General features: G+C 57.0%; 15 protein-coding genes and 1 tRNA gene. 14 read left to right on the top strand and 2 right to left on the bottom strand.

Going from position 1 to position 13,469, the window contains the following annotated elements; all coding sequences use genetic code 11:
- Nucleotides 1-131 precede the first annotated feature (131 nt).
- The 9 genes from rpsJ to rplP all read left to right on the top strand — a co-directional run bounded on the left by rpsJ (nt 132) and on the right by rplP (nt 5,012).
- Nucleotides 132-440 carry a 30S ribosomal protein S10 gene (rpsJ, locus tag D3P04_RS20000; RefSeq protein WP_076526789.1) on the top strand — a complete coding sequence of 103 codons (309 nt, stop codon included), beginning with the start codon at nt 132-134 and terminating at the stop codon, nt 438-440.
- Nucleotides 441-451: 11 nt separating this feature from the next.
- Entirely contained in the window at nt 452-1,372 is a 921-nt protein-coding gene (gene rplC / locus D3P04_RS19995; protein WP_119751641.1) for a 50S ribosomal protein L3, read from the top strand.
- Nucleotides 1,369-1,989: a 50S ribosomal protein L4 gene (gene rplD / locus D3P04_RS19990; protein ID WP_119751640.1), complete on the top strand. Its 621-nt coding sequence runs from the start codon at nt 1,369-1,371 to the stop codon at nt 1,987-1,989. The genes rplC and rplD overlap by 4 nt, the downstream gene beginning before the upstream one ends.
- Nucleotides 1,986-2,282 (top strand): 50S ribosomal protein L23, encoded by a 297-nt coding sequence (locus D3P04_RS19985; protein ID WP_119751639.1) that lies wholly within the window; start codon nt 1,986-1,988, stop codon nt 2,280-2,282. The genes rplD and D3P04_RS19985 overlap by 4 nt, the downstream gene beginning before the upstream one ends.
- A 95-nt stretch (nt 2,283-2,377) precedes the next feature.
- A complete protein-coding gene (gene rplB, locus D3P04_RS19980) occupies nt 2,378-3,214 on the top strand; it encodes a 50S ribosomal protein L2 (RefSeq protein WP_119751638.1) in 837 nt (278 codons plus the stop codon).
- Nucleotides 3,215-3,217: 3 nt separating this feature from the next.
- A complete protein-coding gene (gene rpsS, locus D3P04_RS19975; protein ID WP_119751637.1) occupies nt 3,218-3,496 on the top strand; it encodes a 30S ribosomal protein S19 in 279 nt (92 codons plus the stop codon).
- A 5-nt stretch (nt 3,497-3,501) separates the two neighbouring features.
- The gene (gene rplV / locus D3P04_RS19970; RefSeq protein ID WP_119751636.1) at nt 3,502-3,882 is read left to right on the top strand and encodes a 50S ribosomal protein L22; all 381 of its coding nucleotides are present in this window, start codon (nt 3,502-3,504) and stop codon (nt 3,880-3,882) included.
- Complete coding sequence (rpsC, locus tag D3P04_RS19965; RefSeq protein ID WP_119751635.1) at nt 3,882-4,586, top strand: 30S ribosomal protein S3; 705 nt, start codon at nt 3,882-3,884, stop codon at nt 4,584-4,586. Before rplV ends, rpsC begins: the two co-directional genes overlap by 1 nt.
- 12 nt (nt 4,587-4,598) lie before the next feature.
- On the top strand, nt 4,599-5,012 hold the full coding sequence (rplP, locus tag D3P04_RS19960; protein ID WP_119751634.1) for a 50S ribosomal protein L16: 414 nt from the start codon (nt 4,599-4,601) through the stop codon (nt 5,010-5,012).
- Between the two features lie 129 nt (nt 5,013-5,141).
- Here rplP and phaZ read toward each other — a convergent pair whose 3' ends face one another.
- Nucleotides 5,142-6,488, bottom strand: a complete 1,347-nt coding sequence (phaZ, locus tag D3P04_RS19955) for a polyhydroxyalkanoate depolymerase (protein WP_408634411.1) — start codon at nt 6,486-6,488, stop codon at nt 5,142-5,144.
- 113 nt (nt 6,489-6,601) lie between these two features.
- On the bottom strand, nt 6,602-6,892 hold the full coding sequence (locus tag D3P04_RS23795) for a hypothetical protein (protein ID WP_232845098.1): 291 nt from the start codon (nt 6,890-6,892) through the stop codon (nt 6,602-6,604).
- 100 nt (nt 6,893-6,992) lie between these two features.
- Between D3P04_RS23795 and phaC the strand changes: the two genes are divergently transcribed.
- The 5 genes from phaC (at nt 6,993) to D3P04_RS19930 (ending at nt 13,337) form a co-directional block, all read left to right on the top strand.
- The gene (phaC, locus tag D3P04_RS19950) at nt 6,993-8,762 is read left to right on the top strand and encodes a class I poly(R)-hydroxyalkanoic acid synthase (protein ID WP_232845097.1); all 1,770 of its coding nucleotides are present in this window, start codon (nt 6,993-6,995) and stop codon (nt 8,760-8,762) included.
- A gap of 190 nt (nt 8,763-8,952) precedes the next feature.
- A complete protein-coding gene (locus D3P04_RS19945) occupies nt 8,953-9,405 on the top strand; it encodes a Phasin (RefSeq protein ID WP_119751632.1) in 453 nt (150 codons plus the stop codon).
- A 153-nt stretch (nt 9,406-9,558) separates the two neighbouring features.
- Entirely contained in the window at nt 9,559-10,146 is a 588-nt protein-coding gene (gene phaR / locus D3P04_RS19940; RefSeq protein ID WP_119751631.1) for a polyhydroxyalkanoate synthesis repressor PhaR, read from the top strand.
- Between the two features lie 39 nt (nt 10,147-10,185).
- Nucleotides 10,186-10,275: transfer RNA gene (locus D3P04_RS19935), tRNA-Ser, on the top strand.
- Between the two features lie 941 nt (nt 10,276-11,216).
- Complete coding sequence (locus tag D3P04_RS19930) at nt 11,217-13,337, top strand: hypothetical protein (RefSeq protein ID WP_119751630.1); 2,121 nt, start codon at nt 11,217-11,219, stop codon at nt 13,335-13,337.
- Nucleotides 13,338-13,469: the final 132 nt, after the last annotated feature.

The raw sequence follows: 13,469 nt of genomic DNA, 5'->3' as shown, positions 1-13,469 counted from the left end.
GAAAAAGGGATTGCTATTCGGTAAACCGGCGGTTAATTCGCCGGTCTGCCATTTTGAAGCGGTTCGAAGCAGGCGTCGCGCGGTGCGGGGTCTGCCTCTCAACTGGAACTCCCCATTCGAGGGATGATGTAATGCAAAGCCAGAATATCCGTATCCGGCTGAAGGCCTTCGATTACCGCGTGCTGGATGCCAGTACCCAGGAAATCGTCAACACGGCCAAGCGCACCGGTGCGACCGTTCGCGGACCGATCCCGCTGCCGAACAAGATCGAGAAATTCACCGTCCTGCGCGGCCCGCATGTCGACAAGAAATCGCGCGACCAGTGGGAAATCCGCACGCATAAGCGTCTGCTGGATATCGTCGATCCGACGCCGCAGACCGTTGACGCCCTGATGAAGCTCGACCTCGCCGCCGGCGTTGATGTCGAGATCAAGGTATAAGGGGGCGGCTCATGTTGCGTACTGGAGTTATCGCCAAGAAGCTGGGCATGACCCGGCTGTTCCTCGAGGATGGCCGGCAGGTGCCGGTGACCGTCCTGCAACTGGACAATCTGCAGGTCGTCGCACAGCGCACGGCTGATCGCGACGGTTATACCGCCGTTCAGCTTGGTGCTGGCGAAGCGAAGGCCAAGCGGACCACGGCTGCGATGCGGGGGCATTTCGCCCGGGCATCCGTTGCGCCCAAGCGCAAGGTTGCCGAATTCCGCGTGGCCGAAGAGAACCTGATCAATGTGGGTGAGGAAATCACGGCTGACCATTATTTCTCGGGTCAGTATGTGGATATCGCCGGCATCTCGATCGGTAAGGGTTTCGCGGGTGCGATGAAGCGGCACAATTTCGGCGGTCTGCGCGCCTCGCACGGCGTCTCGATCAGCCACCGCTCGCATGGCTCGACCGGTCAGTGTCAGGACCCCGGCAAGGTGTTCAAGGGCAAGAAAATGGCTGGCCATCTGGGCGCGGTCCGCGTGACTACCCAGAACCTGCAGGTCGTCCGCACCGATGCGGACCGGGGCCTGATCATGGTCAAGGGCTCGGTTCCCGGTTCAAAGGGTGGCTGGGTCACGATCAAGGATGCCGTCAAGAAGGCACTGCCCGAAAACGTGATCTTCCCTGCCGCGCTGAAATCGGCCGCAGCAGAAGCGAAGCGTCTGGCCGAGGAAGCTGCCGCACAGGCCGCTGCCGACGAAGAAGCCGCACGCAAGGCCGCCGAAGCTGAAGCCGCCGCCGCCGAAGAAGCCGCATTGAAGGAAGCGGAAGCTTCCATCGAGGCCGACAAGGCCGCTGCCGACGCGAATGCCGACAAGGCAGATGAGGCTCCGGCTGATGACGGCGCCGCAACCGATGGCTCCGCGCCCGAAGGAGACAAGCAATGAAACTCGATGTGATCAAGCTGGACTCCGGCAAAGCCGGGTCGATCGATCTGAGCGACGAGGTTTTCGGGCTGGAGCCGCGTGGCGATCTTCTGCAGCGCGTCGTGCGCTGGCAGCGGGCAAAAGCGCAGGCTGGTACCCATTCGGTGCTGACCAAGTCGGAAGTCAGCTACTCGACCAAGAAGATCTATCGCCAGAAGGGCACCGGCGGTGCTCGTCACGGCAGCCGCAAGGCTCCGATCTTCCGCAAGGGTGGCGTCTACAAAGGCCCGACCCCGCGCAGCCACGCGTTCGATCTGCCGAAGAAAGTGCGCGCGCTTGGCCTGAAACATGCCCTGTCGGCGAAAGCCAATGCGGGTGAGCTGGTGGTGATCGAGGATCTGAATCTTGCGGAAGCCAAGACTTCTGCAGTCGCCAAGGCCGTCAAGGAAAACGGCTGGAAGCGGGTTCTGGTCATCGACGGGACCGAAGTGAACGAAAGCTTCGCCCGCGCTGCGCGCAATGTCGAAGGCGTGGATATCCTGCCTTCGATCGGCGCCAATGTCTATGACATCCTCAAGCGTGACACGCTGGTGATCACGCGGGCTGGTGTCGAAGCTCTGGAGGCTCGGTTGAAATGAGCGCGAAAGCTGAACATTACGACGTGATCGTCAAGCCGGTCATTACCGAAAAGGCGACGCTGACCTCGAATAACAACGGTGTTGTTTTCCAGGTAAAGAATGACGCCACCAAGCCGCAGATCAAGGAAGCGGTCGAGGCGCTGTTCGGTGTCAAGGTGAAGGCGGTCAACACCACCATCACCAAAGGCAAGGTAAAGCGCTTCCGTGGCCAGATTGGCCGCCGGAGCGATGTCAAGAAAGCCTATGTGACCCTTGAAGAGGGGAACACTATCGACGTCGAGACAGGACTCTGATATCAGGCTGCGAATCTGCGGCCCCGGTTTCTCCGGGGCCGCAGCGGTTTTATTGAAACGGACCAGATCGGTCCAAAGCAACGGAAGACAGAAAGATGGCACTCAAGTCGTATAAACCGACGACGCCTGGCCAGCGCGGGCTGGTTCTGATCGACCGTTCGGAGCTTTGGAAAGGTCGCCCGGTCAAATCCCTTACCGAGGGGTTGACCAAGAAGGGCGGTCGGAACAACACCGGACGGATCACCATGCGCCGCAAGGGCGGCGGGGCAAAGCGCCTGTATCGCATCGTTGATTTCAAGCGCAACAAATTCGACGCGACCGCAATTGTCGAACGGATCGAATACGATCCCAACCGGACCGCCTTTATTGCGCTGATCGGTTATGAGGATGGCGAGCGCGCCTATATCCTTGCGCCGCAGCGTCTGGCCGTTGGCGACAAGATCATTGCCGGCGCGAAAGTCGACGTTAAACCGGGCAACGCCATGCCGTTCAGCGGTATGCCCATCGGAACGATCGTCCACAATGTCGAGCTGAAGCCCGGCAAAGGCGGTCAGATCGCGCGTGCTGCCGGCACCTATGCGCAATTCGTTGGCCGCGATGGCGGTTATGCGCAGATCCGTCTGTCCTCGGGTGAGTTGCGCCTGGTTCGTCAGGAATGCATGGCTACCATCGGTGCCGTGTCGAATGCGGATCACTCGAACCAGAATATCGGTAAGGCGGGCCGCAACCGTCACAAGGGCATTCGTCCTTCGGTTCGTGGTGTCGTCATGAACCCGATCGATCACCCGCATGGTGGTGGTGAGGGCCGGACCTCGGGTGGCCGTACGCCGGTGACGCCCTGGGGCAAGGACACCAAGGGCAAGAAAACCCGCAGCAACAAATCGACCGACAAGTATATCCTGCGGTCGCGTCATGCACGGAAGGGGCGTTAATCAATGGCACGTTCTGTTTGGAAGGGCCCCTTTGTTGACGCCTATGTGCTCAAGAAAGCGGAAAAAGCCCGCGAGTCGGGGAAATCCGACGTTATCAAGATCTGGTCGCGTCGTTCGACCATTCTGCCGCAATTCGTCGGTCTTACCTTTGGCGTTTACAATGGGCACAAGCATATCCCGGTGAACGTTTCGGAAGAGATGATCGGTCAGAAATTCGGTGAATATTCGCCCACCCGGACCTATTACGGTCACGCGGCGGACAAAAAAGCCAAAAGGAAGTAATCGTCATGGGTAAGGAAAAGAATCCGCGCCGCGTGGCGGAAAACGAAGCGATGGCGAAAACCCGCATGCTGCGCGTTTCGCCTCAGAAGCTGAACCTTGTCGCCGGGTTGATCCGCGGCAAAAAGGTCGAGCGCGCACTGACCGACCTGACGTTCTCGCATAAGCGTATTGCAGGCGATGTGAAGAAATGCCTTCAGTCGGCAATCGCCAACGCCGAGAACAACCACAATCTCGACGTCGATAACCTGATCGTCGCCGAAGCATGGGTCGGTAAGAACCTGGTGATGAAGCGCGGTCGTCCGCGGGCGCGTGGCCGGTATGGCCGGATCATGAAGCCGTTTTCGGAAATCACCATCAAGGTGCGCGCAGTCGAGGAGCAAGCATAATGGGTCAGAAGGTTAACCCCATCGGGATGCGCCTCCAGGTCAACCGCACCTGGGACAGCCGCTGGTATGCGGATGACAAGGAATATGGCGATCTGTTGCTTGAAGACCTGAAAATCCGGGACTTCATCAAGAAAGAGGCCAAACAGGCCGGTATCAGCCGCGTCATCATCGAGCGTCCGCACAAGAAATGCCGCGTGACGATTCATGCGGCGCGTCCGGGCGTGATCATCGGCAAAAAAGGCGCCGATATCGAAGAACTGCGCAAGAAGCTGGCGAATTACACCAGCAGCGAGTTGCACCTGAACATCGTCGAAGTCCGTAAACCGGAAGTTGACGCTGCTCTGGTCGCGGAATCGATCGCGCAGCAGCTTGAGCGTCGGGTATCGTTCCGCCGTGCCATGAAACGCTCGGTGCAGAACGCGATGCGCATGGGTGCCTTGGGTATCCGGGTGAATGTCGCGGGCCGTCTTGGCGGTGCCGAGATTGCACGGACCGAATGGTATCGCGAAGGCCGTGTGCCGCTGCACACGCTGCGTGCCGATATCGATTACGCGTTGGCCGAGGCTTCGACCCCTTACGGGATCATCGGCGTCAAGGTGTGGATCTTCAAGGGCGAGATCATGGAACATGATCCGCAAGCCCGCGATCGTCGCGCTGCTGAGGCTCAGGAAGGGCCGTCGCCGCGCGGTCCGCGTGGCCGGTAAGGAGAACAGGAAATGCTGCAACCGAAACGGACGAAGTTCCGCAAACAGCACAAGGGCCGGATTCACGGTCAGGCCAAAGGCGGCTATGACCTGAATTTCGGTTCTCATGGTCTGAAAGCCGATCAGCCCGAGCGTATCACCGCCCGCCAGATCGAAGCGGCCCGCCGCGCGATCACCCGTCACATGAAGCGTCAGGGCCGGGTCTGGATCCGGGTCTTCCCGGATGTGCCGGTTTCCTCGAAGCCGACGGAAGTGCGGATGGGTAAAGGTAAAGGCTCGGTCGATTTCTGGGCCGCCCGCGTGCATCCCGGCCGCATCATGTTCGAGATCGATGGCGTCTCGGATGAGATCGCGAAAGAGGCGCTGCGCCTTGGTGCGATGAAATTGCCGATCAAGACCCGCGTCATCGCGCGTCAGGACTGGTAAATTAGGGCTGGGTGGTCCCGTACCACCCGCCACAAGATCATTTGAAAAGCCCCGGTCAATTTGTCCGGGGCTTTTATTATATTCGAGATTGATGCCCGGCCGCGACGGGCGATCCCCGGGGTCAGGCAATCAGACGGGGATCTTGCGGCTGTCGCCGACCGGATCGTTGATCCCGCAATCGGATGTTTTATCGTTCGACTTGCGACGCTTGTGCCGGGGCTCTTTGGGCAGCGCGGAATGTTCGTCCATGAAGTCCAGTACGAGTGGGCGGATATTCAGGCGCCAGGACTTGCCTGCGAAGATGCCGTAATGACCCGCACCCTCTTCAAGATGCTGGGCCTTTTTCTCGTCGGGCACGCCGGAGCATAGATCCAGTGCGGCAACGCATTGACCGGGGGCAGAGATATCGTCATTCCCACCCTCGACCGTCATGATGGCGACATCGGTGATTTTGCCGATATCCACCGGTTTTCCATTCACCGTGAAGCGGTTTTGCGCAATTTCGAGTTTCTTGAAGATTCGTTCCACCGTGGACAGGTAAAACTCGGCAGTCATGTCCATGACGGCCAGATATTCGTCATAGAAGCGATTATGCTTGTCACCTTCGCTTGCCATGCCGCGGGATTCGCGGAAGATCTGATTGATGAATGCGCCGGCATGAGTTTCGGCATTCATGGCAATGAATGAGCTTAGCTGTGCCAGACCCGGATAGACCATCCGCCCGGCGCCGCGATATTTGAAACCGACCGACTGGATCGCCAGATGCTCCAGCTCGCCCATGGTCATGCGATTGCCGAAATCGGTCACCTCGGTCGCGGCGGCGTCGGGGTCGACCGGTCCGCCGATCAGTGTCAGGCTGCGGGGCTGCGCCTTCGGTTCTTCCCCGGCAAGAATGGCAGTCGCGGCCAGCGCCAGCGGGGCGGGCTGGCAGACGGCGACGACATGCGTGTCAGGGCCGAGATGGCGGATGAAATCGACCAGATAGAGGGTGTAATCCTCTATATCGAACTTGCCTTTGCTGACCGGAATGTCGCGGGCATTGTGCCAGTCCGTCACATAGAGATCGCAATCGGGCAGTAGAGAGGTCACGGTCGAGCGCAGCAACGTCGCGTAATGACCCGACATCGGGGCGACGAGCAGCACCTTGCGCGGGCGCGGTTCGCGCCGGGCAACGCGGAAATGGATCAGATCGCCGAATGGACGTTTCAGAACCGGCTCGACATAAACGATATGATCCTGTCCTTCCTCGCCCGCGATCGGGGGAATTTCCCAGTCGGGCTTCACGATCATGCGGGAAAAACTGCGCTCGGTCACCTGACCCCAGGCACCCATCAGCCGGAACATCGGGTGTGGATTAAGGGCGAAAACCGGGTTCGATGCAAACGCCCGCGCGGTTGCGCCAAGCCATTCATTCGTGTTCCGAATCGTTTCCATCGTATCGTATGATGCGATACCCTTGATGCCTCTCATGGTCATAATGGCCAACCTTTGCTGCGTTGCGGCAATTGGCACAAGGTCAGACTTGCGGTTCGAAAATCGCAGAAGCCCGGTTTACGCTGTACCAATTCTACGCATATCATCGAACAGTATTAGGGGGAGAAATGGGTTATGGCAAGGCGCGCGAGTAATAAGAGTAAATTGACTGTTGCCAATCGGGTAAGTTCCGAAAAGCCGGAAACAGTCTCCTCCGGTGATGCGAAGAAGGTAGGGGCATCCACTGCTCGCCGCACTGCGGCGAAGCCTGTGAAGCCGGCTTCCACGATAAAATCTACTGTGAAGCCTGCGGCAAAACCTGCCGCGAAAACGGCCCGACCGCGCAAGGCTGTGGCTTCCACCCGGAAAACTGCGGCCGAGAAACCTGTAACCGGCAAGGCAGCCACCCGATCGCGTCCAGCGGAACCCGCAAAGCCGGCACCGGAGGTCGATGCCGGTGCCCGGGAAAATCTGGACGCCGCCCGGACTAAACGCGACGCCGATCCCATGACCGCGGCGGAGGCTGCCTCGGCGCGGAAACTGGCCGAGAATATCGAGAGGATCGAGGCGCTCAGCCATCGGCTGATGAACGCACTGACCGGCCGCGACGCGCATAATCCCGGCGTGGAGGGGCCGGGGGCCGACCTGTATGTGACCGCCGCGAATGCCTGGATGAAAACCCTGACCGAGCAGCCGACCCGGATCATCGAGCAGCAAGTGAATTTCTGGGGCGAAACGCTGAAGAATTACGCCAAGGCACAGTACTCGCTGGCGAAGGGGACGTTCACCCTGCCCGAAGAAGATGCGCCTGCCGACCGCCGCTTCAAGAATCCGCTGTGGCAGAGCCATCCCTATTTCAACTTCGTCAAGAAGCAGTATCTGATCAATGCCGAGGCGATGAAACATGCTGCTGACGGGTTGGAGCTGCCCGATGACACGGCGCGCCGGCGTGTCGGCTGGCTGACCAGTCAGATCATCGACATGATGGCGCCGACGAATTTCCTTGCAACCAATCCCGATGCTCTGGAAAAAGCCATCGAGACCGAGGGCGAAAGCCTTGTGAAAGGGCTGGAGAACCTTGTGCGCGATGTCGAGCGGCATGGCGGCGAAATGATCGTTTCGCTGGCCGATCGGGATGCGTTCACCGTGGGCGAGAATATCGGTACAGCCGAGGGCAGGGTGGTCTATCGGACCCCGCTTCTGGAACTGATCCAGTACAATCCCACGACCGACAAGGTGCATGAGATACCGTTGCTGATCTTTCCGCCCTGGATTAACAAGTTCTATATCCTTGATCTCAAGCCGCAAAACAGCCTGATCCGCTGGCTGGTCGGGCAGGGGCACAGCCTCTTCGTGGTCAGCTGGAAAAATCCCGATACGAGCTATGCCGATATCGGGATGGAGGATTACGTCGCGGCTTATCTGGATGCGATGGACAAGGTCCGGGATCTCACCGGGCAGCGAAAGCTGAATGTGGTCGGCTATTGCATTGCTGGTACGACATTGTCGCTGACGCTTGCGCTGTTGAACAAGCGCGGCGACGACCGGGTGAACAGCGCGAGTTTTTTCACGACGCTTACGGATTTTTCGGATCAGGGTGAATTCACCACATTCCTGCAGCATGATTTCGTTGACGGAATCGAGGCTGAGATCCGGAAATACGGACTGCTGAAGGCGCCGCTGATGTCGCGCACCATGAGTTTCCTGCGTGCGAATGATCTGGTCTGGGGGCCGGCGATCCGCAGCTATATGATGGGCGAGGCGCCTCCGGCCTTTGATCTGTTGTATTGGAATGGCGACAGCACGAATCTTCCGGGCAAGATGGCGATGCAATATCTGCGTGGTCTCTGCCAGGCGAATGATTTCGCAGGAGAGGGGTTCGAATTGTTCGGCCAGAAATTGCGGCTTGCCGATGTGCAGGCGCCGCTATGCTCGGTCGCCTGCGAAAGCGATCACATCGCGCCATGGACGGATTGCTGGCGCGGCGTTGCGCAGATGGGATCGCGGGACAAGACCTTCATCCTTTCCGAATCCGGGCATGTCGCGGGCATCGTCAATCCGCCGGGCAGGGATAAATATGGCCATTACACCGGCGGGAAAGATTTCGGGAATGATCCTGCGAAATGGCGCGAATCAGCCCGCATGAACATGGGAAGCTGGTGGCCGTCATGGGGTGAATGGCTGTCTGAGCGCGGCGGAAAACTGATCGACGCCCGTCATCCCGACGAGGGGCTTGCCCCCGCGCCGGGCAATTATGTTCACGAAAAAGCGCTTTAACCTCCTGAAACTATGAAATTTAGCTGGATCGCGCGGCAGGATGTGCAATGCGCCTTGCGATTTTTTGCTGCAGCGCAGAAAAAATTCTTGAAATGCCGCGCTGCAGCATTCATATTGCTGCTATGAAAATAAGATAGCAGTGGCCCATCTCCTCCCCCCAATGCCACCGCATCGCAAAGGAGCATTTGACATGGTTACCAAGACGCCCGACTTCACCAAACCCTTCCAGGATATTCTGGCGAACTTCCCGATCGACACCTCGTCCTTTCAGGAAGCCGTCAAGTCGCAAAACGCGCTGAACGAAAAGCTGGCCAAGGTCACCCTGACCGCTGCCGAGCGTTCGACCGAGATCTCGGCACAGTGGGCCAAGGACACGATCACCCGTATGGGTGAACTGACCGCCACCAAGGAAGAGCCTTCGGATTACGCCAAGGCCGTCACCGATTTCGCTTCGGCTCAGGCTGAAGTCGTCGCCGAGCACATGGCTTCCTTCGCCGAAGTCGCCAAGAAAGTGCAGATGGACACCGTTGACCTGATGCTGACCGCTGGCAAGGATATCGCGTCCGAAACCCAGAAGGCCACGCAGAAAGCCGCCCGCGACACGCAGGCCGCTGTCAAGAAAGCCACCACCGCCGCGAAGTAATCTTCGCTGGTACGGTTTGCGTGAAGGGGCGGTTATCCGCCCCTTTTTTCATACGCGACGCTTTGGCCGGCGTGCGGACGGGGAATTTTTTTCTTTGCCTTTTCGCTGCACTGCAATCATCATTCGGGAAACGGACCAAGAAAAGGGCCCCCAATGGCCACAAAATCTGCTCCTTTGCTGATCAAGCGATATGCCAGCCGCCGGCTCTACAACACTGAAACCAGCGACTATGTCACGCTCGAGGATATCGCCGCCTTCATCCGCGACGGACGCGAGGTCAAGATCGTCGATCTCAAATCGGGCGACGACCTGACGCGGCAATATCTTCTTCAGATCATCGCCGAGCATGAAAGCCGGGGCGAAAATGTCCTGCCCATCGACGTCCTGACCGATCTGGTCCGCAGCTATGCGTCGAGTACGAATTCCGTAGTTCCGCAATTCCTTGCCGCAAGTTTCGAGATGCTGCGCGAAAGCCAGTCCAAGCTGATGGAGAACATGGCGTCCATGCCGAACCCGATCGGCACGGTTCCCGGCTTTGAGGCGATGCAGCGCCAGCAACAGATGTTCCTGCGCGCGATGATGGGCGGCTGGTCCGGCGCCTCTGGCCCGGAACCCGAGGAGATGCCGGAAACCGGCGGCAAAGACGGTGAGTCAGAGCAGCCGGCAGCGGACGACTCCGACGACATGGCCGAGATCCGCAAGCAACTGGCCGAGTTGCAGAAACGAATTGCCAAGCTGTGACTTGCACAGCGCGCCGCAGCAGGTTAGAGCAGCCCTCACGGAGCGGTGGCCGAGTGGTCGAAGGCGCACGCCTGGAAAGTGTGTAGGCGGGGAACCGTCTCGAGGGTTCGAATCCCTCTCGCTCCGCCACTTGCCCTTGAGAAACGTTTCTCCCGATCCGGCTGCGACCGGATTTTCTTGTTGTTTTCGAGGGTTATGCGGGTGGGGCTAAGGACTGGCCTTGGAGCGGCGAGGCCCGGAAACGATCTCTCAGCGCCGATATTCTCTGGACCTGATGACTGTGCCGATTTAGTGAATTTCTGCAAGCCATTGAAATATATTTGATTAATTTTCAGTTAGCTGAACACTTCGATTTCAGAGACGCATGCCAAATGAAACAGGGATCAAACTTTCGTAGTTTGGCTTTCTAACGTGGAGGTGTCGCAACGCAACAACCGTCGGCGTCCGGCAGGATGGGGCGGATTATGTTGAAAAACTCTTTGCACCGTTCCGCACCGTCAAAAATGCAGAACATTGTTCCTTCTCGAGGCATTACTTGCGCGATTTCCGACTACAACGGGAGTAAAACGGAGCATCATTCCGCAAAGTTGACCCATGAGGTACGGTTGCAGAGTTTTTTCAACACAATGGACGGAGAGCCGCCTGACGACGGTGCGGCGTGGCAGTTGCGGCAAAACTGGCAAAGCCGCCGTTCGGGAGAACCGCAGCGAGAGGGACGATAAACCTGCTAAGGAGGGCGGAGAGCCGACTGACGGCAGTGCGGCAACGCAGCCGCAGCAACACCGAGATAGCGGACGCTCAAGCAGACTGCAGAAGCCACCCAGCCGAAACCGCCTGAGGCGCGGAAAGCAGTCGTTCCCTGCGTCCAGGACAAATAGCGGCGGTGTGCAGAAAGTGAGCTTTGCAAAATTGTAATCGCCGGAGGCACTGCATCGACTTGCCCCGGTCCTGAGCCGACATTCCGGATGCATCGTTCGAACGTCAGTTTTCGGTCGCCTCGGAGGTTTCGCTGGGAAATTTACTACAAATGCGTCTATGTTTAATAACATTACAGTAATTAACGGATAGACATGCCCTCAAACCTTACTCGCAGCGCAGCCCGCATTTATGGAACTCTCAGCGGGTTGGGAGGAAATGCGTCGGATGTAATAGGGCGCCTGCTCCCTTTTTTCGACCCAATTCTCCGCCCGAAGCAGGGTCATCCGTTTGATGTTGAAGGTTTCGCCCGTGAAGTCCGTGACACTTACAAGTGGAATTTTAACTCCGACGTTGTAGAGGTATTTCTGCCTCGCCTTGTCGAGGCTGGGTGGTTGACCGCAGATGATCCCAGCACCGAGCCTACAACCTTTCACATCACGTTGCCAGGTCTTGAGCAAGTTGACACCGCTGACAGCACCGCGAATCAAGAGCTTCGCTCGTTGGCAGAAGAATTCAAGGTGTTCTCCGAAGGGTTATCGCCACTTACTGCAATACCTAGGGAAGTAGAAGAGTTTGAGGATATCTTGATTGAGTGGCTTCTTTACGTTGAAGCTTTTAGCGAGAAAAACATTAATTTTTCAACACGAATCGAAAAGTCCCCAAGTGGGACTATGCGTCAGTTGGTGGACATACCCAGAACTACAGACTTGACCTCTGAAGAGAAATTCCTTTGCGCGCGGTTTGTAGATGAGGCAATTCGTTCAAGGCCAGAAACAGGAGATCGGTTAGCGCGTATCGCTTCAATTGGATTGCTCACAGAAGTCGTTCAGGACTTTGTAAAGCCGGCCACGCCTGTCGAAGCTTCGAATTTGGTAGTTTACTTAGATGCTCCTGTTGCGATGGAATACTTGGGAGTGTCGGGAAAAGCTGCGCGCGAAAACACAGTACCGGTCGTGGACGAGCTCAAGCGCATCGGGGCCCGGGTTCGGGTATTTGGTCAGAGTATTGAGGAAATAAAAAGGAATCTCGGAGCCGTCCTTCAAAATCCTCGCCCGACAGGACCCACGGCACAAGCGTTGGCGAGAAATGAAGTTATGCACGACTTCGTGATTCAAGTGAACGCAGACCCCGAGGCGATCCTTACATCACTGGGAATAAGCGTTACTCATCGGACGCTGGATCAAATACCTTCCGAGCATCAGTATTTCCAAGAGACGCATTGGACCGAAATTTATGGCGCTCTGACTTTTCAGCAGAGACCCGATGCGCGCCAACACGATGCAGACGTAACCACGCTGGTCATGAGGCAACGTCATGGGCATGAAGATCGAGACATCTTTCGATCGCGCTTCGTTCTCGCTACAAGAAATGGTCTTGTTGCTCAACTAACTAGAAAGAAGTGTGTTGAGCTCGGCCTCATGTCACCAAGCGTGACACCACCGATTGTGCATCGTAGGTACCTTACAGCTTCCATCTGGTTGCGAACTGGTCTTGGCAAACAAGACTTTGAGATCCCAAAACGTCTTTTGCTCGCAAATTGTGAAAGAGTATTGGCGATCCGCCCTGGTGTCGTTGAAGCAGTCAAAAAGCTCACTGATGACCTAGGTGATCCAGAGAAAACGCGGCAATTAGACCTATTGGTGTCCCAACACCGAAGTGCACAGGCATTGATGGATAAGACGCTCGGCACTGCCAGCGTTGTCACGTCAGATAATGTGGCGGAACTCTTTCAAGAAATGGTCCACCCGCACCTTGAAGAAGAACGCAGGCGCGGGGCTGAGGCTGTTCAAGCTGAAAAGACTAAAAGCAAAAAAGCGCTCAAAAAAATTCAGGAAAAACTTGGTGAAGAAAAGGCATTAAAAGAATCATTTCAGAGCCTCATAGATTCGAAGTTAGCAGAGGACAGAGAGGCAATTGAGGCCCTATTTCAATATGTTGAGGGAAAGCTGTCAACGAAAAGAAACGCACGCCGAATTATCGGAATGCTAATTGCCGTACTTTTTTGTGCTCCAATGCTTTTGGAGACTTCGAGATTGGTTGCATGGGTTTCGACTCTGATTGCAATTGTTCTTGGTTATCTAACGATAACGGGAAATCAACTGATTGGCACCAGCACTTCGGCGTCACTTGCCTTCGAAAGGCTTAAAAACGAGGCTTGCCTTCGTCGACTCAATAAGAAACTTTCCCAATTTGAAATCGAGTGGGATGGTTCACGCTTTTCGCTTACTCACCCAAACAACTCTGAGGGAAAGCCGCCGGATCAACTCTTGTAGGAGAACATCCCGTGGAATATTGGGCCGTCACGATAGCGAAGTGCGGTCATTTGCATAAAGCGTAGCAAACGACGACTGTGTGAACCTTCGGGCCAGGGCTCTGTGTCCTGCTGCCCACAGCATGAATGTCGT

The organism is Paracoccus onubensis (assembly GCF_003591515.1).
Taxonomy (GTDB): domain Bacteria; phylum Pseudomonadota; class Alphaproteobacteria; order Rhodobacterales; family Rhodobacteraceae; genus Paracoccus; species Paracoccus onubensis.
This window is presented reverse-complemented; position numbering and strand designations above follow the sequence as displayed.

Coding starts and splice junctions, on each gene's coding strand:
- rpsS (WP_119751637.1), top strand. CDS start 3,218: ATGGCACGTTCTGTTTGGAAGGGCCCCTTTGTTGACGCCTATGTGCTC.
- phaZ (WP_408634411.1), bottom strand. CDS start 6,488: ATGACCATGAGAGGCATCAAGGGTATCGCATCATACGATACGATGGAA.
- rplC (WP_119751641.1), top strand. CDS start 452: ATGTTGCGTACTGGAGTTATCGCCAAGAAGCTGGGCATGACCCGGCTG.
- phaR (WP_119751631.1), top strand. CDS start 9,559: ATGGCCACAAAATCTGCTCCTTTGCTGATCAAGCGATATGCCAGCCGC.
- D3P04_RS19985 (WP_119751639.1), top strand. CDS start 1,986: ATGAGCGCGAAAGCTGAACATTACGACGTGATCGTCAAGCCGGTCATT.
- rplD (WP_119751640.1), top strand. CDS start 1,369: ATGAAACTCGATGTGATCAAGCTGGACTCCGGCAAAGCCGGGTCGATC.
- D3P04_RS19945 (WP_119751632.1), top strand. CDS start 8,953: ATGGTTACCAAGACGCCCGACTTCACCAAACCCTTCCAGGATATTCTG.
- phaC (WP_232845097.1), top strand. CDS start 6,993: ATGACCGCGGCGGAGGCTGCCTCGGCGCGGAAACTGGCCGAGAATATC.
- rpsJ (WP_076526789.1), top strand. CDS start 132: ATGCAAAGCCAGAATATCCGTATCCGGCTGAAGGCCTTCGATTACCGC.
- rpsC (WP_119751635.1), top strand. CDS start 3,882: ATGGGTCAGAAGGTTAACCCCATCGGGATGCGCCTCCAGGTCAACCGC.
- rplB (WP_119751638.1), top strand. CDS start 2,378: ATGGCACTCAAGTCGTATAAACCGACGACGCCTGGCCAGCGCGGGCTG.
- D3P04_RS19930 (WP_119751630.1), top strand. CDS start 11,217: ATGCCCTCAAACCTTACTCGCAGCGCAGCCCGCATTTATGGAACTCTC.
- rplP (WP_119751634.1), top strand. CDS start 4,599: ATGCTGCAACCGAAACGGACGAAGTTCCGCAAACAGCACAAGGGCCGG.
- rplV (WP_119751636.1), top strand. CDS start 3,502: ATGGGTAAGGAAAAGAATCCGCGCCGCGTGGCGGAAAACGAAGCGATG.